The organism is Pseudomonas sp. FG47, assembly GCF_057809115.1.
In genome coordinates, this window is record NZ_JBMDJI010000059.1 from 1 (window position 1) to 19,506 (window position 19,506).

The 19,506-nt window shown below is 64.9% G+C and carries 20 protein-coding genes and 1 pseudogene; 8 read left to right on the top strand and 13 right to left on the bottom strand.

The genetic code is table 11. The annotated features are described in order from the left end of the window. A pseudogene (locus ACODS5_RS23740) lies at nt 1-238 on the bottom strand (phage infection protein); the annotation flags it as partial. Between the two features lie 339 nt (nt 239-577). Here ACODS5_RS23740 and ACODS5_RS23745 point away from each other — a divergent pair. After that, nucleotides 578-2,644 (top strand): AsmA family protein, encoded by a 2,067-nt coding sequence (locus ACODS5_RS23745; RefSeq protein ID WP_489109799.1) that lies wholly within the window; start codon nt 578-580, stop codon nt 2,642-2,644. A gap of 67 nt (nt 2,645-2,711) precedes the next feature. Here ACODS5_RS23745 and ACODS5_RS23750 read toward each other — a convergent pair whose 3' ends face one another. Both ACODS5_RS23750 and osmE read right to left on the bottom strand, forming a co-directional pair. After that, complete coding sequence (locus tag ACODS5_RS23750; RefSeq protein ID WP_256660241.1) at nt 2,712-3,269, bottom strand: ferritin-like domain-containing protein; 558 nt, start codon at nt 3,267-3,269, stop codon at nt 2,712-2,714. A gap of 6 nt (nt 3,270-3,275) precedes the next feature. Further along, nucleotides 3,276-3,617, bottom strand: coding sequence for an osmotically-inducible lipoprotein OsmE (osmE, locus tag ACODS5_RS23755; protein WP_134690262.1), 342 nt, complete (start codon nt 3,615-3,617; stop codon nt 3,276-3,278). Nucleotides 3,618-3,740: 123 nt separating this feature from the next. Here osmE and ACODS5_RS23760 point away from each other — a divergent pair, with 123 nt between their 5' ends. Next, nucleotides 3,741-4,631 carry a lipase family alpha/beta hydrolase gene (locus tag ACODS5_RS23760; RefSeq protein ID WP_489109800.1) on the top strand — a complete coding sequence of 297 codons (891 nt, stop codon included), beginning with the start codon at nt 3,741-3,743 and terminating at the stop codon, nt 4,629-4,631. Between the two features lie 117 nt (nt 4,632-4,748). Here the strand turns inward: ACODS5_RS23760 and ACODS5_RS23765 are convergent, their stop codons facing one another. Next, the gene (locus tag ACODS5_RS23765) at nt 4,749-5,621 is read right to left on the bottom strand and encodes a DMT family transporter (RefSeq protein WP_489109801.1); all 873 of its coding nucleotides are present in this window, start codon (nt 5,619-5,621) and stop codon (nt 4,749-4,751) included. Nucleotides 5,622-5,751: 130 nt separating this feature from the next. Between ACODS5_RS23765 and ACODS5_RS23770 the strand changes: the two genes are divergently transcribed. The 3 genes from ACODS5_RS23770 (at nt 5,752) to ACODS5_RS23780 (ending at nt 7,975) form a co-directional block, all read left to right on the top strand. Then, nucleotides 5,752-6,540: an AraC family transcriptional regulator gene (locus ACODS5_RS23770; RefSeq protein ID WP_489109802.1), complete on the top strand. Its 789-nt coding sequence runs from the start codon at nt 5,752-5,754 to the stop codon at nt 6,538-6,540. A 63-nt stretch (nt 6,541-6,603) separates the two neighbouring features. Further along, complete coding sequence (locus ACODS5_RS23775) at nt 6,604-6,897, top strand: PsiF family protein (RefSeq protein WP_134690258.1); 294 nt, start codon at nt 6,604-6,606, stop codon at nt 6,895-6,897. Between the two features lie 70 nt (nt 6,898-6,967). Continuing rightward, complete coding sequence (locus ACODS5_RS23780) at nt 6,968-7,975, top strand: AI-2E family transporter (RefSeq protein ID WP_134690257.1); 1,008 nt, start codon at nt 6,968-6,970, stop codon at nt 7,973-7,975. Nucleotides 7,976-8,072: 97 nt separating this feature from the next. Here the strand turns inward: ACODS5_RS23780 and ACODS5_RS23785 are convergent, their stop codons facing one another. Beyond that, the gene (locus ACODS5_RS23785) at nt 8,073-9,344 is read right to left on the bottom strand and encodes an Hsp70 family protein (protein ID WP_134690256.1); all 1,272 of its coding nucleotides are present in this window, start codon (nt 9,342-9,344) and stop codon (nt 8,073-8,075) included. Nucleotides 9,345-9,507: 163 nt separating this feature from the next. On the opposite strand from ACODS5_RS23785, the gene cbpA reads away from it, so the two are divergent. Further along, nucleotides 9,508-10,473 carry a curved DNA-binding protein gene (gene cbpA, locus ACODS5_RS23790; protein ID WP_489109803.1) on the top strand — a complete coding sequence of 322 codons (966 nt, stop codon included), beginning with the start codon at nt 9,508-9,510 and terminating at the stop codon, nt 10,471-10,473. A gap of 2 nt (nt 10,474-10,475) precedes the next feature. Beyond that, nucleotides 10,476-10,781 (top strand): chaperone modulator CbpM, encoded by a 306-nt coding sequence (locus ACODS5_RS23795; protein ID WP_489109804.1) that lies wholly within the window; start codon nt 10,476-10,478, stop codon nt 10,779-10,781. 49 nt (nt 10,782-10,830) lie between these two features. Here ACODS5_RS23795 and ACODS5_RS23800 read toward each other — a convergent pair whose 3' ends face one another. Continuing rightward, entirely contained in the window at nt 10,831-11,364 is a 534-nt protein-coding gene (locus ACODS5_RS23800) for a GNAT family N-acetyltransferase (protein WP_134690253.1), read from the bottom strand. A 5-nt stretch (nt 11,365-11,369) separates the two neighbouring features. Further along, nucleotides 11,370-11,894 carry a GNAT family N-acetyltransferase gene (locus ACODS5_RS23805; RefSeq protein ID WP_134690252.1) on the bottom strand — a complete coding sequence of 175 codons (525 nt, stop codon included), beginning with the start codon at nt 11,892-11,894 and terminating at the stop codon, nt 11,370-11,372. Nucleotides 11,895-12,400: 506 nt separating this feature from the next. Here ACODS5_RS23805 and ACODS5_RS23810 point away from each other — a divergent pair. Next, on the top strand, nt 12,401-12,700 hold the full coding sequence (locus ACODS5_RS23810) for a hypothetical protein (RefSeq protein WP_134690251.1): 300 nt from the start codon (nt 12,401-12,403) through the stop codon (nt 12,698-12,700). Nucleotides 12,701-12,832: 132 nt separating this feature from the next. Here ACODS5_RS23810 and cycA read toward each other — a convergent pair whose 3' ends face one another. From cycA to ACODS5_RS23840, 6 genes are all read right to left on the bottom strand, one after another. Next, nucleotides 12,833-14,248, bottom strand: a complete 1,416-nt coding sequence (gene cycA / locus ACODS5_RS23815; RefSeq protein ID WP_489109805.1) for a D-serine/D-alanine/glycine transporter — start codon at nt 14,246-14,248, stop codon at nt 12,833-12,835. 205 nt (nt 14,249-14,453) lie between these two features. Further along, complete coding sequence (locus ACODS5_RS23820) at nt 14,454-15,818, bottom strand: PepSY-associated TM helix domain-containing protein (protein ID WP_489109806.1); 1,365 nt, start codon at nt 15,816-15,818, stop codon at nt 14,454-14,456. A gap of 58 nt (nt 15,819-15,876) precedes the next feature. Beyond that, nucleotides 15,877-17,937, bottom strand: coding sequence for a TonB-dependent copper receptor (locus tag ACODS5_RS23825; protein ID WP_489109807.1), 2,061 nt, complete (start codon nt 17,935-17,937; stop codon nt 15,877-15,879). Between the two features lie 69 nt (nt 17,938-18,006). Then, entirely contained in the window at nt 18,007-18,438 is a 432-nt protein-coding gene (locus ACODS5_RS23830; RefSeq protein ID WP_489109808.1) for a DUF2946 domain-containing protein, read from the bottom strand. A gap of 20 nt (nt 18,439-18,458) precedes the next feature. Continuing rightward, complete coding sequence (locus tag ACODS5_RS23835) at nt 18,459-18,944, bottom strand: copper chaperone PCu(A)C (protein ID WP_489109809.1); 486 nt, start codon at nt 18,942-18,944, stop codon at nt 18,459-18,461. Between the two features lie 46 nt (nt 18,945-18,990). Beyond that, nucleotides 18,991-19,380, bottom strand: coding sequence for a DUF2946 domain-containing protein (locus tag ACODS5_RS23840; RefSeq protein ID WP_489109810.1), 390 nt, complete (start codon nt 19,378-19,380; stop codon nt 18,991-18,993). Nucleotides 19,381-19,506 lie beyond the last annotated feature (126 nt).

Below are 19,506 nucleotides of genomic sequence, written 5' to 3' on the forward strand. Positions count from 1 at the left end.
CACCTTCGGCGACACGGTTGTTGCGTTCGATCAGGCGATCCGAGCCACCTTCGGCAACACGGCCGGCGCGTTCTTGCAGGCGTTCGGCGCCACCTTCTGCCAGGGTGTTCAGCGGTTGCGCTACAGTGGCCGTGCTGGAGCGCGATTCAGCGTTCAGATGCTGGTCGGCGGCCGGCAGGGCGAAAGCGTTGGCAGCAAGGACAGACAGGGTCAGGCTCAGCAGCAGATGGCGTTTCATGATTCGGTGCTCCTCTCGGGGGCTGGAAAGTGGGTACGGAGCCAATGCTACGCTCGGTAACCACAGAGAGAAGTTCATCAGGATAATGGTAACAATCGACGTGATTGATACTGAGTCGCAGGCGCTCTGGCGCAATGTTTACAGGGCCCCCTCCAAGAAAGTGGCACGCCAATGACCCGGTAACAACGGCGATCGCCACCGACCAAAAGCTGAGAAAAGCGTCAGGAAAAACCTGGTTATCATGGCCTGCGGATTAAACCCGGCGGGTTTTCATCAGTCCGACATAATGAGTGCCATTATCGCGCCGCCCTTGTGCCATGCAGTCAGGAGAATCCCGCAATGACGCGCCCTGCCAGAATCCTCATCTGGACCTTCGCCACCCTCGCCACCTTGCTGGCGATCCTGGTGGTGGTCATCGCCACCTTCGACTGGAACCGCGTCAAGCCGCTGCTCAACGAGAAAGTTTCCGAGGCCTTGCACCGCCCCTTCGCCATCAATGGCAACCTCGCCGTGCATTGGCGCACCGAGCCCGAGGAGGGCGGCTGGCGGGCGTTCGTGCCCTGGCCGCACTTCACCGCCGAGGACCTCAGCCTGGGCAACCCCGAGTGGCTCAAGGAGCCGCGCATGGTCGGCCTGGAACGGGTGGAGTTCCGCCTGGCACCGCTGCCGCTGATCGTCCAGCGCATCAGCATCCCGCGGATCGACCTGGTCAAGCCCACTGCCAGCCTGACCCGGCTGGCCGATGGCCGGGCCAACTGGGTGTTCGACTTCGGGCCCAAGGACGAGAACCAGGCACCCTCCAGCTGGGAGCTGGATATCGGTGCCATCGGTTTCGACCAGGGCAACATCAGCTTCGACGACCAGACCTTCAAGACCCGCATGAAGGTCCAGGTGGACCCCTTGGGCAAGCCGGTGCCGTTCAGCGACATCGTCGGCAAGGCCCGCGCCGAGAAAGCCGGCAATGCCCAGGACTACGCCTTCGGCCTCAAGGCCCAGGGTAGCTACAAGGGCCAGGCGGTGGTCGGCACCGGCAAGATCGGTGGCCTGCTGGCATTGCAGGACGCCGCCCAGCCGTTCCCCTTGCAGGCCGACGTGCGCATCGGCGACACCCATGTCGCCCTCGCCGGAACCCTGACCGACCCACGCAACCTCGGCGCCCTCGACCTGCGCCTGAAACTTGCCGGCAGCAGCCTGGGCAACCTGTATCCGCTGACCGGGGTGACCCTGCCGGATACCCCGGCGTACGCCACCGACGGCCACCTCACTGCCAACCTGCATGCGCCGCAGGGCGCGCGCTTTCACTATGAGGGCTTCAACGGCAAGATCGGCGACAGCGATATCCATGGCGACCTGGCCTTCGTCGCCAGTCAGCCCCGGCCCAAGCTGTCCGGCAACCTGGTGTCCAACCAATTGCTGTTCAAGGACCTGGCGCCGCTGATCGGCGCCGACTCCAACAGCGAGCAGAAGGCCCGGGGTGGCGCCAGCAAGCAACCGGCGGACAAGGTATTGCCGGTGGAGGAATTTCGTACCGAGCGCTGGCGGGCCATGGATGCCGACGTGACCTTCGCCGGCAAGCGCATCGTGCACAGCGAGAAGCTGCCGTTCAACGACCTGTCGGCCCATGTGATCCTCGAGGACGGCCTGTTGCGCCTGGAGCCGCTGCGTTTTGGCGTGGCCGGTGGCAACCTGGCGTCGAACATCCGTCTGGACGGGCGCAGCACGCCGATGCAGGGGCGTGCCCAGCTGACCGCGCGCGGCTTCAAGCTCAAGCAGCTGTTCCCCAGCTTCGCGCCCATGCAGACCAGTTTCGGCGAGCTCAATGGCGACGCCGACATCACGGGCCGGGGCAACTCGGTGGCAGCTTTGCTTGGCACCGCCAACGGTGACCTGCGCCTGTTGATCAACGACGGCGCGATCAGCCGCAGCCTGATGGAAATCGCCGGGCTCAACGTCGGCAACTACGTGATCGGCAAGCTGTTCGGCGACGAAGAGGTGAAGATCAACTGCGCGGCGGCCGATGTCGGCATCAAGGATGGCCTGGCCACTACCCGCTTGTTCGTGTTCGATACCGAGAACGCGATCATCTATATCAACGGCACGGCCAATTTCGCCAGCGAGCAGTTGGATTTGAAAATCACCCCGGAATCGAAAGGCCTGCGCTTGTTCTCGCTGCGCTCGCCCCTGTATGTACGCGGGCCGTTCGCCAAGCCCAGTGCCGGGGTGCAGGCGGTGCCGCTGGCGTTGCGCGGCGCCGGGATGGTGGCCCTGGGCGTGGTGGTCGGGCCGGCGGCGGGGCTGCTGGCGCTGATTGCGCCGAGCAGCGGCGATGCGCCCAACCAGTGCACGCCGTTGCTGCAGCAGATGCGCGCCGGCAAGGCGCCGGCGGCGGTGAAAGGCAAGAAATAGGGCCGCTTTGCGGCCCTCTCGGCTCCCACAGGTCCAGCACCAGATTCAGGGGCAGCGCCCCCAGAAATCACAGCCCCTGCAACAAATCGGACATATCGTCCGCGTGCTCTTCCTCCTGGGCCAGGATGTCCTCGAAGATGCGTCGGGTGGTGGGGTCCTTGTCGCCGATGTACTGGATGATCTCGCGGTAGCTGTCGATGGCGATGCGCTCGGCCACCAGGTCCTCCAGCACCATCTCCTTCAACGAACTGCCCGCCACGTACTGGGCGTGGGAGTTCTTGGTCAGGTTGTCCGGATTGAAGTCTGGCTCGCCGCCGAGCTGCACGATGCGCTCGGCCAGCTTGTCGGCGTGCTCGGCTTCCTGGTTGGCATGCTCGAGGAACTCGTCCGCGGCGACGCTGGCCTTGATGCCGCTGGCCATGAAGTAGTGGCGCTTGTAGCGCAGCACGCAAACCAGCTCGGTGGCCAGCGACTCGTTGAGCAGGCGCAGGATCTTCTCGCGGTCGGCGTGGTAGCCCTCGGTCACCGCGCCTTGCTCGACATGCTGGCGGGCACGTTCGCGCAGGGTCTTCACATCGGTCAGTTCAACGCTCATGTTCATCTCCGAAACGATCAGGGTGGTCATGGGGTGTCATGCGCCGTGCACGGCGTCGCTGTCTTCCTGGCGTTGCTTGCAGGTCTTGAAGCCCTTGGCATCGACGTGGCCGGTGGCGTCGAAGCGCACGTAGTAGGGCTGCTGGTGGCCGTCGCGGTTGAGGATGTAGTCGTTGCAGGTGCCGCCGTGGGGCAGGTCGATCACGTTCGACGGGCTGCCGCCGATGGCGATGACCTTCTGCATGGTCATGCCATGCTCCACCTGCTTGACCAGCGGTTCGTCGCGGTAGGTGACGTAGTCCACCGGGTTTTCCGGGCGGCTGCCGCAGGCCACCAGGGTGGCGCTCGCCAGAAGGATGGCCAGGGTCTGCTTGTACATGGTCCCGCTCCTTGCTCAGGGTCTGTTCTGCTTGGAACCGCAGGGGGCGCCGGGAGTTCGATTGCGAATGACCCGGGGCGCGCTGTAGTGTGGGTCGCTCGTCCACGGAAGAGGGCAAGGCTGATGAGTCAGGAGCTGGCCACGCGTTATCCACTGGTGCTGGTACCGGGCATGCTCGGCTTCGTCCGGGCGCTGGTGTATCCCTACTGGTTCGGCATCGTCCCGGCATTGCGTCGGGGCGGCGCGCAGGTGTTCCCGGTGCAGGTGTCGCCGCTGCATTCCAGCGAGGTGCGGGGCGAACAGCTGCTCGGCATCATCGAGGACATCTGCCAGCGCACCGGGGCCGACAAGGTCAACCTGATCGGCCATAGCCAGGGTGCGCTCAGTGCCCGCTATGCGGCGGCGATTCGGCCTGAGCGGGTGGCCTCGGTGACCTCGGTGGCCGGCCCCAACCACGGTTCCGAGCTGGCCGATCACCTGGAGCGCACGGCGCCGGGCGACTCAGCCCGGGGGCGTATCCTCAAGGCCGCGCTGCATGGCTTGGCCATCGTGCTGGGCTGGCTGGAGACCGGCTGGCGACGCGATCCGCTGCCTATCGATGTGCATGCCTCGCACCAATCGTTGACCAGCGCCGGGGTGGCGCTGTTCAACCAGGCTTATCCACAGGGACTGCCGCAGGTCTGGGGTGGCGAGGGCGCGGCGCAGGTGAACGGGGTGCGCTACTACTCCTGGTCCGGCACCCTGCAGCCCGGGCGTACCGACCAGGGCCTGAACCGCTTCGATGGCAGCAACCGATTTTGCCGGCTGTTCGCCCGCAGTTTCGTCAGGGAGAAGGGGCAGTGCGATGGCATGGTCGGGCGCTTCAGTTCGCACCTGGGCCAGGTGATTGGTGACGACTACCCGCTCGATCACCTGGACATCGTCAACCAGTCGCTGGGTGCGGTGGGCAAGGGCGCCGAGCCGGTGCGGCTGTTCACCGAGCATGCCGCCCGCCTCAAGGCTGCGGGGCTGTGAGAAGCCTGGGGCGGTTTCGCAGCCCTTTCGCGGCACAAGGCCGCTCCTACAGGGAATTGCGTTCGCTCGTAGGAGCGGCCTTGTGCCGCGAAAGGAGCGCGTAGCGCTCCCGCTCTGTCAACGACGCACAGGCGTGGTCCAGCGCTCGGCCAGCAGCACGCCGACCAAGGTCAGCAGGCCGCCGACCAGGTGATAACTGGCCAACTGCTCATCCAGCACCGCCGCCGCAATCACCGCCGTGACCACCGGCAGCAGGTTGAAGAACAGCGTGGTACGGCTTGGCCCCAAACGGTGCACGGCCTGCATCCATACCAACGGCGCCACCATCGAGGCCAGCACGCAGGCGTACAGCACCAGGCCCAGGTTATGGCTGTTCAGGCCAGTCTTGGGCGACAGCACGAACAGCGGCAACAGCACCAGAATCGCCACCAGCACTTGCAGGTACAGCAGTTGCAGCGGCGGCAGGCGCAGTTGCCATTTCTTCAGCAGGAAGCTGTACAGCGCATAGGCCAGGGTGGCCACCAGCATCAGCAGGTCGCCGCCGTTCATGCCCTGGTGCAGCAGCGTCGCCGGCTGTCCGGCCGAGACCACCTCCAGCACGCCGACGAATGACACCAGCGCCCCCAGCAGCGCGCCGTAGCTCAGGCGCTGGCCGAGCCAGGCGATGGACAGCGCCAGCGACATCAGCGGCATCAGCGAAAGGATGATGCCCATGTTGGTGGCGCTGGTGATGCCGGCGGCAAAGTAGGCCAGGCTCTGGTAGATGGCCATGCCCAGCACGCCGAGGACGAACACCTTGCCCAGGTGCGGGCGAATCGCCGCGCGGTTGCGCCAGACCTTGGGCAGCAGGAACGGGGTGAACAGCAGGCCGGCCAGCAGCCAGCGATAGAAGCCGATCTCGGCGGGGAAGATGGCACCGGCGGACATCTTGGTGACCACGGTGTTGCCGGCCCAGATGAGGATGGCGAGGAGGGGGAAGAGGTAGTTCATGTTGCACAGGTTCTCGGTAATGCGGGATTTCCTGGGGGCCGCAAGGCCGTCCAGGCTGGCGATGATTATCGCCTGTCTGTTAGTAAGCCTATACTTCCATCCAGACAACCCGCCCCGCGAAGCAGACAGCATGGCCCGCAAATACCTCGACATTCCCCGTTTCGAGCAACTCCCGGCCCCGGTGTACTTCCGCTACGACGAGTTCGGCGCCGACACCCACAGCGCCCCCCATCGCCACCCTTGGGGCCAGCTCAACTATGCCTCCCATGGCCTGATGCACCTGGACGTCGAGGGCCAGCGCTTCATCTCGCCGCCGCACTACGCCGTCTGGGTACCGCCGGACACCGAGCACGGCTGCTACAACCCTCAGGCCATCATCTACCGCTCGGTCTACCTGGAGCGCAGCCTGTGCGCCGAGATGCCGACGCAGCCCTGCAGCCTGGTGATCAGCGACATCCTCAAGGCGATCCTTGGTGACTTTGCCCGTCGCGACCTGCACATCGCCCAGGACGAGCGTGACCAGCGCCTGGTCCAGGTCCTGATCGACCAGTTGCATCTGGCGCCGACCCAGACCTGCTACCTGCCCTACGCCCGTAGCGAGGGCTTGCGCCGGGTACTCGAGGCGCTGCATGCCGAGCCCGGCGACAACCGCCCGCTGGCCGACTGGGCCGCCCAGGTGCATGTCAGCGAACGCACCTTGGCGCGCCACTGCCTGCGCGAACTGGGCATGAGCTTTGGCGAATGGCGCCTGCGCCTGCGTTTTCTGCGGGCCATCGAGGCGCTGGAGGCGGGCCTGCCGATCCAGGCCATCGCCTTCGACCTTGGCTACAGCAGCGCCTCGGCGTTCATCGCCATGTTCCAGCGTCAGGCCCACTGCACGCCGGAGCAGTACCGGCGGCAAGCGCGGACAGAGATGTAAGAATTGTTGTCTACACTCTGCTCGACGACCGCGCATCGGGCGCGGGAACAAGGAGACCACTCCATGAAGCTGCTGCACGTACCTCTGCTGGTGTTGGGCATGTTGATCGCCGGGCAAGGATTCGCCGCCACCGCGCAACAGGAAAAAATGACCACCTGCAATGCCGACGCCACGGCCAAGGCGCTCAAGGGCGATGCGCGCAAGGCATACATGAGCACGTGCCTGAAAAAGGGCGAGCCGGCCAAGGCGATGACCCCGCAAGAGCGCATGAAAGCCTGCAATGCCGACCCCAAGGCCAAGGCCCTCAAGGGCGATGAGCGTAAAGCCTTCATGAGCGACTGCCTGAAGAAGAAATGACCTGCGCCTATGCCTCTGCCAGGAAGGCTGGCAGACTGCGGGTCTTTCCGCTGTCTGCCGTCGAGGCTGTATGACCTTCACCCCCCGCCAGATCACCCTTGCCAGCCTGCTCATCGTCGTCGCCGGGCTGCTGCTGGCGCTGCCTTTGAAGTTGCTGCCGAGCCTGCTCGCCGGGCTGCTGGTGTTCGAGTTGGTCAACATGCTCACCCCGCGCCTGCAGCCGCTGATCGCCGGACAGCGCGCGCGTTGGCTGGCGGTGGCGCTGCTCGGCACCTTGGTGGTGAGCACGCTGACGTTGCTGATCGCCGGCGCCTTCAGTTTCCTTCTGCACGAGGCCGAAAACCCCGGCGCCTCGCTGGACAAGTTCATGGGCCTGGTCGAGCGCGCCCGTGGCCAGTTGCCGCCGTTCATCGACGCCTACCTGCCGGCCAGCGCCGCCGAGTTCAAGGTGGCCATCGGCGATTGGCTCAAGAGCCACCTGAGCGAATTGCAACTGGTGGGCAAGGGCATGGCGCACATGTTCGTGACGTTGCTGATCGGCATGATCCTCGGCGCCATCGTCGCCTTGCAGCGCATCCCCGATGTGTCACGGCGCAAGCCGCTGGCCGCGGCCCTGTTCGAGCGCCTGAGCCTGCTGGTGCAGGCGTTTCGCAACATCGTCTTCGCGCAGATCAAGATCTCGCTGCTCAACACCGTGTTCACTGGCGTCTTCCTGGCCGTGGTGCTGCCGCTGTTTGGCGTGCACCTGCCGCTGACCAAGACCCTGATCGTGCTGACCTTCCTGCTCGGGCTGCTGCCGGTGATCGGCAACCTGATGTCCAACACCCTGATCACCATCGTCGGCTTGTCGCTGTCGATCTGGGTGGCGATGGCGGCGCTGGGGTACCTGATCGTGATCCACAAGGTCGAGTACTTCCTCAACGCGCGGATCGTCGGTGGGCAGATCAGCGCCAAGGCCTGGGAGCTGTTGCTGGCGATGCTGGTGTTCGAGGCTGCGTTCGGCTTGCCTGGGGTGGTGGCGGGGCCGATCTATTACGCCTACCTGAAGAGTGAGCTGAAGCGGGCGGAGTTGGTTTGATCCTGTTCGCCGGCTTGCCGGCGAACACCGGCGTAGCCGGTGCCATCCACCGCGGCGCCTGGTTCGCCAGCAAGCTGGCTCCTACAGGACGGGAGCCTCAGGCCGCGCCGTAACGCTTGCGCGCCTCGATCGCCAACCCGCTGCCGATGCTGCCGAAAATGTTGCCTTCCACATGCCGCGCATTGGGCAGCATCGCCGCCACGCTGTTGCGCAGCGCCGGAATCCCGCTGGAACCACCGGTGAAGAACACCGTGTCCACCTGCCCCTCGCTGACGCCGGCCTTGGCCAGCAACTCGCTGACGCTGCCACGCACCCGCTCCAGCAGCCCGTCGATAGCCTCCTCGAACAGCACCCGGGTCAGCTCGGCCGACAGCTGCGGCTCGATCCGGCCGAAGTCGATGCTCCGGCTGTCGCGCTCGGTCAGCTCGATCTTGCTGGCCTCCACCTCCATCGCCAACCAATGCCCGGCGCGCTGTTCGATCAGGTTGAACAGGCGGTCGATGCCCAGGGTGTCCTCGATGTCGTAGCGCATGCTGCCCAGGGCCAACTGCGATTTCTGCGAGTACAGGGCGTTGATGGTGTGCCAGGTGGCCAGGTTGAGGTGGTAGCTGGTGGGCATCAGCGCGCCGCTCTTCATCCGGCTGCCGTAGCCGAACAGCGGCATCACGCCCTGCAGGCTCAGTTGCTTGTCGAAGTCGGTACCGCCGATGTGCACGCCGCCGGTGGCGAGGATGTCGCTCTGGCGCTCGGCCACAAGGTGGCGCTCGGGCGACAGGCGGATCAGGGTAAAGTCCGAGGTACCACCGCCGATATCGACAATCAGTACCAGCTCTTCACGGCTGATGCCCGACTCGTAGTCGAACGCCGCGGCAATCGGCTCGTACTGGAACGATACGTCCTTGAAGCCGATCTTGCGCGCCACCTCCGCCAAGGTGTCCTCGGCCTCCTGGTCGGCGGCGGGGTCTTCGTCGACGAAGAATACCGGGCGGCCCAGCACCACTTGCTCGAATTCACGACCGGCGGCAGCCTCGGCGCGCTTTTTCAGCTCGCCGATGAACATGCCCAGCAGGTCCTTGAACGGCAAGGCGCTGCCCAGCACGCTGGTGTCGTGCTTGATCAGCTTGGAGCCCAGCAGGCTCTTGAGCGAGCGCATCAGGCGGCCTTCGTAGCCTTCCAGGTACTCGTGCAGGGCCAGGCGGCCGTACACCGGGCGACGCTCCTCGATATTGAAGAAGACCACCGAGGGCAGGGTGATCTTGCCGTCTTCCAGGGCGATCAGCGATTCGACGCCCGGGCGGTGCCAGCCGACCGTGGAGTTGGAGGTGCCGAAGTCGATGCCGAGGGCGCGGGCCGGGGATACGTCAGACATGGGGGAGTGCTTCCGGAGGCAAAACGGCCGCGCAGTTTATGCCAGTCTGCGGCTAAATCAAGACCGGTCGTCTGCGATAGCGCAACCCCGGATGCACCTTGAAAGGCTATGCTTGACCCCAATCTTCAGTAGCAATACGCACATTCACATCGGTGATCCCCAGATGGACTTCAAAGACTACTACAAGATACTCGGCGTCGAGGCGAGCGCGGACGACAAGGCGATCAAGGCCGCGTACCGCAAGCTCGCGCGCAAGTATCACCCCGACGTCAGCAAGGAGCGCGACGCCGAGGACAAGTTCAAGGAGGCCAACGAGGCCTATGAAGTGCTTGGCGACAAGGACAAGCGCGCCGAGTACGACGAGATCCGCAAGTATGGCGGCCAGCATGGCCGGCCGTTCCAGGCACCGCCTGGCTGGCAATCACGTGGCGGTAATGGCGGCGGCGGTGGCTTCGAGGGCGGCGATTTTTCCGATTTCTTCAGCTCGATCTTCGGCGCCCGGGGTAGCAACCCCTTCGGTGGCGGCGGTGGCCGGCAACAACGCAGTGCTGGCAGGCGAGGGCAGGACGTGGAACTGGAACTGGCGGTGTTCCTCGAGGAAACCCTGAACAAGGAATCCAAGCAGATCAGCTTCCAGGTGCCGCAAACCAATGCCGCCGGGAAGCGCACCGGGTTCACCACCAAGACCCTGAACGTGAAGATCCCTGCCGGGGTGACCGACGGCGAGCGCATTCGCCTCAAGGGCCAGGGTGCGCCGGGCGTGGGTGGTGGCGCCAATGGCGACCTGTTCCTGACCATCCGCATGGCACCGCACCCGTTGTTCGATGTCGAAGGTCATGACCTGATCATCACCGTGCCCCTGGCACCGTGGGAAGCGGCGCTCGGCGCCAAGGTGGCCGTGCCGACCCTGACCGGCAAGATCAACCTGACCATCCGCCCCGACAGCCAGAGCGGCCAGCGCCTGCGGGTCAAGGGCATGGGCCTGTTGAACAAGCAGGGCGAGCGTGGCGACCTGTACGCCCAGCTCAAGGTAGTGATGCCCGCCCAATCCGATGACGCAACTCGCGCACTGTGGACCCAGCTCTCCGAGAAAGCCGCGTTCAACCCGAGGACTCAATGGAGTAAGTGATCATGAGCAGCACCCTGATCGTTCAACTGGACATGCGTACCCTGTGTCAGGAGGCCGATATCACGGCCGATTGCGTGATCGAGATCGTCGAGCACGGCATTGTTGAACCTTCGGGGCGAACGCCGGAGGAGTGGGTGTTCGACGACCGCGCGCCGGTGACGCTCAAGCGCGCGGTGAAGTTGCATGATCAGCTGGAGCTGGAGTGGGAAGGGGTGGCGCTGGCGCTGGAATTGCTGGAAGAGGTGCAGCAGTTGCGCAGCGAGAACAGCATGCTGAAGCAGCGGTTGGGGCGGTTTACCCAGATGTGACGGGTATGGCCTGTGAGATCAGATCCTGGGGCGCAAAGCGCCCCCAGGTTCATGAAGCTTTCGCGATCACCTTGAAGTACAACGCTGTAGCCCGGTACCCCCCTTCCGGCCCGCAGGCATAGTCCGGAATCTCCCCCGCCTTGCTGTACCCCAGCGCCCGATAGAACGCCTCCGCCGCAGACCCCGCCTCGGTATCGAGAAACAACATCCCCCGCCCAATCCGCCGCGCCTCGGCCTCCAGTGCGCCCATCAACTGCTGCCCCAGCCCAAGCCGTCGGGCATCGCTGTGCACCAGCAATTTCTGCACTTCGCCCCGGTTCAGTCCATTGGGCTTGAGGCACAGCCCCAGTTGCACGCTACCCAGCACCTCCTGCCCTTGCGCAATGACCCAGAGCAACTGCTCGTCACTGGCCAGCTTTGCCTTCACCTCATCGAAGTAGGCCTTGGCTTGCTGCTCATCGATATCGGCTAGAAAACCCACCGAAGCGCCCTGACGCACCGCATCGAGCAAAAGGTTCACCAGGCCGTCGCGGTAGTACGCCAGGCCTTCGTGGGTCACGCGGTGCGTTTGCGCGCTGTTCATGGGCTTCAGTTCCTTGAAGGGGGGAGAGGGTTGTCATCCAGGTAAAGCTGCATGAAGGTCAGGTCCAGCCAGCGCCCGAACTTCACGCCCACCTGTGGCATTTGCCCGGTGATGTTGAAGCCCAGGCGTTCGTGCAGGCGGATCGAGGCGGCGTTGCCGCTCTCGATGGCGGCGACCATCACATGCTTGTTGCAACGGCGCGCACGCTCGATGAGCGCTTCCATCAGGTCGGGGCCCAGGCCCTTGCCGCGCTGGTCACCCCGCACGTACACCGAGTGCTCGACGGTATGGCGAAAGCCCTCGAACGGCCGCCAGTCGCCAAACGAGGCATAGCCCAACACACCGGATTCATCGACTGCGACGAGGATCGGGTAACCCTGTTGCGCACGCGCCTCGAACCAGGCCAGGCGGTTGGCCAGGTCCACCGGGGTTTCGTTCCAGATCGCCGTGGTGTTGGCCACGGCGTCGTTGTAGATGTCGAGGATGCCCGGCAGGTCGTCGGGCAGGGCATCGCGCAGCTGATAATTCATGGTGCGGTCTCGCAAGGCGGAAGGCTGCAAACTGTGCTCGATGCTCAAGCAAGGCACGTGCCGGGCTGGGTAGGCGTGGAATTGTCCGGGGCGGGGCAATTTGTGCGCCGATTGGGTGCGCGGGTTTGAGTGCGCGCACTGTTAGTGGGCGTTGCCGGTGAACATTTTGACACACCCCAGTTACTTGAGTACCGTGCCGCACCGCAGTAGATTCTGCGGTTCGGGATTGGCGTCCCGGATTCGGAACCGGGCACTTCGCTCTCGCGAAATCTGTGCCCCGCATGGTTGCACCCGTTATGGGCGGAGCTGTGTGTGGGAGCCTTCGGGCTCGCCGGCCTTCCGACCGGTAACGCCAACCCGCACGGCTCCGTCCACCCATATTGGCGTATGGGCTCGGAGAAACACTTCGGAAATGTTGCAAGGAGTAGCACCATGCTCAAGAAGATCGTTCCAGATCCACCGTTCGCATTTATCGAGATCGCCGCCTTTCATCGAGAGGTGCAGCCATGAACCAGGAATCGCTGGTCAACCTCACCCCGCGCAAATCACGTCCGGTCACCGCCAGTTCCCGTTTCGGCACCTGCAATCACGCCCATGCCCCGATGCTTTCGGTACAGGCCGGGGTCGATAGCGAGGATGCGCTGGTGTGCGCCGTGGCGGCGTTGAAGGCGGCCTATGAGACCAATGCCGCCGCGCTGGAGAAGGCGGGGGAGCCGTTGCGCAGTTTGCTGACGGCGACGGAGAATTCGTTGGAGAAAGGCCTGGCGTTGGCCGAGGCGGTGCTCGAGGGGTTGGAGCAGGGTTGAGACAGTAGGGGCGTTGCGCGCCCATTCGCCAGCAAGGCTGGCTCCTACAGGTCCAGCGCAGGTTTCGGAGCGTGCGCTGTACCTGTAGGAGCCAGCCTTGCTGGCGAATGGGCTGCGCAGCAGCCCCCGCGATCAGCGGTTCGACGCCTCGCGCACGGCGGTACGCGGCTGGCGCCTGCTACGCACGAACTGATAGGTCACCGCCAGGATCAGGAACCAGATCGGCGTCACCACCAGCGCCGAGCGCGTATCGGCCTCCAGGCTCAACAGCACCAGGATGCCGGCGAAGAACACCAGGCACACGTAACACATGAAGCGCCCGCCGGGCATCTTGTAGGTGGATTGCTCATGCAGCGCTGCACGTTGCTTGCGGTAGCTCAGGTACGACAGCAGGATCAGCGTCCAGACGAACATGAACAGCACCGCCGACACCGTCGTCACCAGGGTGAAGGCTTCGATCACATTGGGTACCAGGTAGATCAGCACCGCGCCCAGCAGCAGGCAGGTGCAGGAGAAGTACAGGCCGTTGGCCGGTACCGCGCGGCGCGAGAGTTTCTCGAACGCCTTGGGCGCATCGCCCTCCTGGGCCAGGCCGAACAGCATGCGGCTGGTGGAGAACACGCCGCTGTTGGCCGACGAGGCCGCCGAGGTCAGCACCACGAAGTTGATGATGCTCGCCGCCGCCGGCAGGCCGGCCAGCACGAACAGCTCGACGAACGGGCTCTTGCCCGGCACCACGTCGCGCCAGGGGGTCACGGCCATGATGGCGATCAGGGCCAGCACGTAGAACACGATGATCCGCACCGGGATCGAGTTGATCGCCCGCGGCAGGGTGCGCTCGGGGTTCTTCGCTTCGGCCGCGGTGGTGCCCACCAGCTCGATGCCGACGAAGGCGAACACGGCGATCTGGAAGCCGGCGAAGAAGCCGAGCAGGCCGTTGGGGAACATGCCGCCGTCATTCCATAGGTTGGTCAGGGTGGCGGTGTGCCCGCTCGGCGACTGGAAGCCGGTGATGACCATGTACAGGCCGGTGGCGACCAGGCCCATGATGGCGATGATCTTGATCAGGGCGAACCAGAATTCCATTTCGCCGAACATCTTCACCGTCACCAGATTCAGCGACAGCAACAGCGCCACGCAGCTCAGCGCCGGTATCCACTGCGGTAGGTCGGGGAACCAGAATTGCGTGTAGGCGGCGATCGCCACCACGTCGGCGATGCCGGTGACCACCCAGCAGAACCAGTAGGTCCAGCCGGTGAAGTAGCCGGCCCAGGGGCCGAGCAGGTCGGCGGAGAAATCGATGAACGACTTGTAGTTGAGGTTCGACAGCAGCAGCTCGCCCATGGCGCGCATGACGAAGAACAGCATGAAGCCGATGATCATGTAGACGAAGATGATCGACGGACCGGCCAGGCTGATGGTCTTGCCCGAGCCCATGAACAGGCCGGTGCCGATGGCGCCGCCAATGGCGATGAGCTGGATATGACGGTTGGTCAGGTTGCGTTGCAGGTGCTGCTCTTCGGAGGGTGTCTGGGAGGTCCGGGTCATAGGCTGCATTCCATTGAGGGTCAGTCTTTTTGTGAGCGAAAGCCGAGTAGGCTATCACGTCGCGTTCCAATCGCGGGTGTGGCAGATCGGCACGATCTTGGCGGTACAGCGCGGTGCTCGACATGACGGGAATCAATGATTGATTTCGCCGGCAAGCCGGCTCCTACGACGATCCCGTAGGAGCCGGCTTGCCGGCGAACAGGTCTCAAGCCTGGACCATGCCCCGGCGCCTGACCACCAGGCTATCCACCACCCACATCACCACCATGGACAACCCCACCAGCGGGAAGGCGACGCCCAGCACCAGCATCACCCCCACCGCCATCTTCCAGCGCGGCAGGTCATGACGCAGCGGCGGCACCCCCAATCCGCCGTTGGGCTTACGTTTCCACCACATCACCAGCCCGCTCACCGAGCCCAGCAGGATCATCAGGCACACCAGCAGAATGACGAGCTGGTTCAACGCCCCGAACATCTTGCCCTCGTGCAGCATTACCCCCAGCTCGGTGGCGCGGGCCACGGGGCTGTAGTCCTGCCAGCGCACGTCGGCCAGCACTTGGCCGGTGTACTGGTCGACATGCAGGGTGGCGTCGTTGCGCGGGTCGTCGGCGAACACCGCGATGGTGAACACGCCCTCGGCACTGGTCGGCAGGGTGATGCTGTAGCCCGGTTCGACCTTGCGCAAGGTGGCGACGTCCTCGACCTGCTGCAGGCTCACCTGCGGCGCCGCCGGGGCCTGGTCCATCATGTGGTGCCCGGCATGCTCGGCATGGGCGCCGGACACTGGCATTGGCGTGTTTTCCATCGCCCATGGCACGGTCTGGCGATGGGCACTGTTGAGGTCGCGCGCTTCTTTATCTGACTTGGGCACGTCATTCCACATGGCCGCCGGGAAGCGGTTCCACAGGTCGGCGTACTGCTTGCCCCACAGCCCGGTCCAGGTCATGCCGCTGAGCAGCATCAACAGCAGCAGGGCCGAACCCCAGAAGCCGGTGACGGCATGCAGGTCGCGCCACAGCAAGCGGCCGCGCGCGCTGAAACGTGGCCACAGCACGCCCGCGCTGCTGCGCCCGCGTGGCCACCAGAGATAGAGGCCGGACACCACCAGGACAATGCCCCAGCCTGCCGCCAGTTCCACCAGCCGGTCACCGACCGTGCCGACCATCAGTTCGCCGTGCAGGGCGCGGACAATGGCCTGCAGGTTCTGCTTGCCGTCCTGATCGCCCAGCACCTTGCCGCTGTAGGGGTCGACGAACACATTCAGCTCACGACCGCCGTCGTGCACCACGAACTGCGCGCTGCGCTCGGCGTCGATCGCGGGCAGGTATTGGCCCACCTGTCCCTGTGGATAAGCCTGGCGCACGTTTGCCAGTAGCGTATCGGCAGCCTGTCGGTGATGGCCGGCCTCGACCACCATCAGTTCGCGGTACATCAATGGGTCGAGCTGCGGCTTGAACAGGTAGATGATCCCGGTAAGCGCCAGCAGGATCATGAACGGTGCCACGAACAGCCCGGCATAGAAATGCCAGCGCCACGCCAGGTTGTAGAAGGAAACGTTTGGTTTGCTCATGGGAGGCTCCCGTAGACCTTGAGTGGGCGCGGTCAGGTCCCGCGCCCGTTTGTTGTTGTCAGAAGCTGAAGTCGACCTTGGTCCAGAAGGTCCTGCCTGGCTCGTTGACCGGCTGCACGCTGTTCGCCGGGTAGCCGAACCCGGCGTTCCCGGCCAGGTTCAGGTGCTCGGCGTAGGTTTTGTCGAACAGGTTGTCGACGCCCGCGCTGAGCTTGAGGTTGCTGTTGATCTTGTAGGCGCCGTTGAGCGAGAACACACCGAAGCCTGAGCTGGTGTCGTAGTCCTTGCCGACCACGTTGCCCTGGTTCTTGGCGATACGGTTCTGCTCCGCTACCAGCCGCCAAAGGGCGCCGACGCTCCAGGTGTCGCGGCTGTAGGTCAGGCCCAGGCGGCTTTCCAGTGGTGGCATTTGCGGTAGCGCCTTGCCATCACTGCTGTTCTTGCCCCAAGCGTAGGCGAGCGTGGCGTCGGCCTTCCAGTTCTCGGTCAGCTTGTAGGCCGCGCCCAGTTCGCCTCCCATGATGCGGGCGTCGATGTTTTGCGCCTGGGACACCAACTTGCTGCCCATGCCGCCTTTGCCCGGTACATAGTCGAACAGGATGTAGTCACGGATCTGCCCGACGTAACCCGAGGCCCAGGCCTCCAGGCGCTCGTCGCGGTACTGGATGCCGAAGTCGAGTTGGGTGGTCTTTTCTGGCTTGATGCCGTCGAAGGCGTTCACCGAACCGGTCGGGGCCAGGGTCGGCGAGAACAGCTCCCAGTAGTCCGGGAAGCGCTGGGTGTGGCCCAGGCCGATGTAGGTGGTGGCGGGCACGGCCGCCAGGTCGTGCTCGTAGCGCACGAAGCCGCTGGGCAGGGTGTCGGCGCGAGTGTCACCGCTGGTGGCGATGCCTGTGCGCAAATCGCGGGCCGAGGCGCGGTCCAGGCGCGCGCCGGTGATCAACCGGTCCTCGCCGGTGGCGTACCAGGTCAACTCGCCGAACACGCCGTAGTTATGGAAGTCGGCGTCCTTGTCCCAGGGCTTGCCCTTGTAGGCGTCGATGCCCATGCCGCCGCGCTTGCGGTGTTCGTTGGTCTGCGCGTCGATGCCGCTGATCAACTGCATATCGGCCCAGCGCCAGGTGGCCTTGATCCGCGCGCCCAGGGTACGGCGGTCGACATTGCTGACCATGGCCATCATGCCGGGCGAGCGCAGGGTGTAGTTGTCCATCACATGATCGGCGTAGTTGTAGTAGACCTGCGCCTCGACCTTGTCGAGCACCTCGCCGATGTTGGATTTCTCGAAACGCAGCCCCAGGCTTTCACGCTTGAACTGCGAACCGTCCATGCCACGCCCGGCGGAGCGCGCCTCGCCATCGCCCTTGCCGGCGGTCAGTTCGAGCAGGGTGTCGGCGTCCGGGGTCCAGCCGAGGCTGACATCGCCGTTCCATTTGTCCCAGCGCGACGGCACGGTGTCACCGTTGCCGTCTTCGAAGTCATCCGAGTGCGACTGGTTGCCGACGAAGCGCACATAGCCAAGCTGGTTGCCGGCCGCGGCGTCGAGCACCTTGTCGAAGCGGCCGTTGGAGCCGGCCAGCACGCTGCCGTTTACGCGGCTGCCGAGCTCGCCGAATTTCTCCGGGTCACGCTCGAAGAGGATGGTGCCAGCGGAGCCGCCCGGGCCCCAGATCACGCTCTGCGGGCCCTTGATCACGGTGAGGCGGTCGTAGGTTTCCGGGGAGATGTACGAGGTCGGGGCGTCCATGCGGCCCGGGCAGGCACCGAGCATCATGCCGCCGTTGGTGAGGATGTTCAGGCGCGAGCCGAACATGCCGCGCAGCACCGGGTCGCCATTGGTGCCGCCTGCGCGGATCACCGAGAAACCGGGGATGGTCTTGAGGTAGTCACCGCCGTCGCTGGCCGGCACGGGCTGGCGCGGGTCCTTGGGGTTGGTGACCACGGTCAGCGGCGAGCTCGGGGCGATGGCGGTGATCACCGTCGGGCTCAGCTCGGCCGTGTCGTGGATGTGGTCTTCGTGGCCGGTTTCGGCGGCCAGGGCCAGTGGCGCGAGCAGCGAGCCGCACAGCACGGCGATGGTCCCACGCAGGGAAAGGGCAAAAACAGGGGGGCAGCCGGACATAATGATTCCAGTCGATCAGTCATGAGTCAGCGCGAAGCCTCCTGGCTTCGGGCGTTGATAGCGTTGTGGTCAGACCTGGATCGAAAGGGGTGGCGCGCGGCTGCGGGCGCCGGGGAATACAGCCTGCCGGGCATGGCCCTGGCGCGTGGCATTGGCGAGGTGGACGGGGGGGAGTTGGCTGCCGGCGCTGAGTGGGCTGAGGGTCTGGGGCAGGGCGGGGCAGTTGAACAGCAGGCTGCAGTAGCCGCACTTCTCCCACATGACATGCAGTTGGCCATCGTTGCCGTGGCCGTGGTGCGCGTCGTGCCCCTGGGCCATGGGCATGTTCATCGACATGTCCATGGGCATGGCCATGCCGGCGTGGTGCTCCATCGGCATCGACTGGGAAACCAGCGGGCCGATGAAGATCATCCACATGGCGAACAGGCTCAGCCAGCCGCCACCGACGCGCCTGCGATCAGGGCGGGTGCTGCGGGCGGAGCTGTAGCGCGGCAGGCTCATGGCGAGCGCCTGTCAGTCGGTCAGTGCGTGTGCTCGTGCGCTGCGCCTTGCTCGGCCGGCGGCTGCTTCTGCACGGCGACATCGACGGTGACGTCACCGGCTTTCTCGAAGTGCAGGGTCAGCGGGAAGCGCTTGCCGTCGGTCAGCAGGCTGCGGTCCTTGGGCTGCATGATCATCACGTGGTAGGCGCTGGGGGCGAAGGTCAGGTCCTTGCCGGCGGGTACCACCACGCTCTGCACCTGCTGCATCTTCATGGCACCGGCGGCGCTCATCACGTGCTCGTGCAACTGGGCGTCGTCGGTGATGGGGCTGTTTACCGAGAGCAGGCGGTCGTCGGCCTTGCCGTTGTTGTGCACCACGAAATAGGCCGCCACGTTAGGCGCGTTCGGCGGCAGTTCCAGCGACCAGGGGTGGGCGATGTGCAGGTCGCCGAGGCTGTACTCGTGGGCGTTGGCGTAGGCGCCGGGCAGCAGCAGGGCGGCCAGGACGAGGGCTTGCTTGAGCATGGTGAATCTCCGGTCTGTTCAGGTTCTGAAGGACAGCGTAGTGAACTCAGGCCAGCGGAGAGGCACGGGGATTGAGCGCGGGCCAGAGCTGGCGCGGCGTGGGTTGGTAGTCGGCGAGGTGCGGCAGGTACCCGGCGATCAGAAGCGGCGGGTTGTGCAACTGTGGCGGGTAGCTGGGCAAGGCCAGCAGTGGCGCTGCACCCAGGCAGCACCAACAGTTCATCATGCTGGCGCTGTCGTCGCTTTGCTGCCCCAGGTCGATCTTGGCCAGGGCCTGGACATCGACCTTGGCCTTGTTGGCCATGCTGGAGCAGAAAGCCCCCCACAGCAGCTGCTCGGCCGGGCCCTTGGGCGCGGCAGAAGACAGCGGCATGGCCAGCAGGTTGAACAGCACTGCAAGGCAGGCTACCCAGGCAATGTGCCGACGTGGGGGCATGGAGAGATCCGGTCAGGAATCGTGATGGCTATTGTACGGCGGAGTATAGGTAAAAACGCCGGGGTGCGGTGAAGTGCCGCACCTGGGGGCGAGTGGTTCGCCGGCAAGCCGGCTCCTACAGAGAAC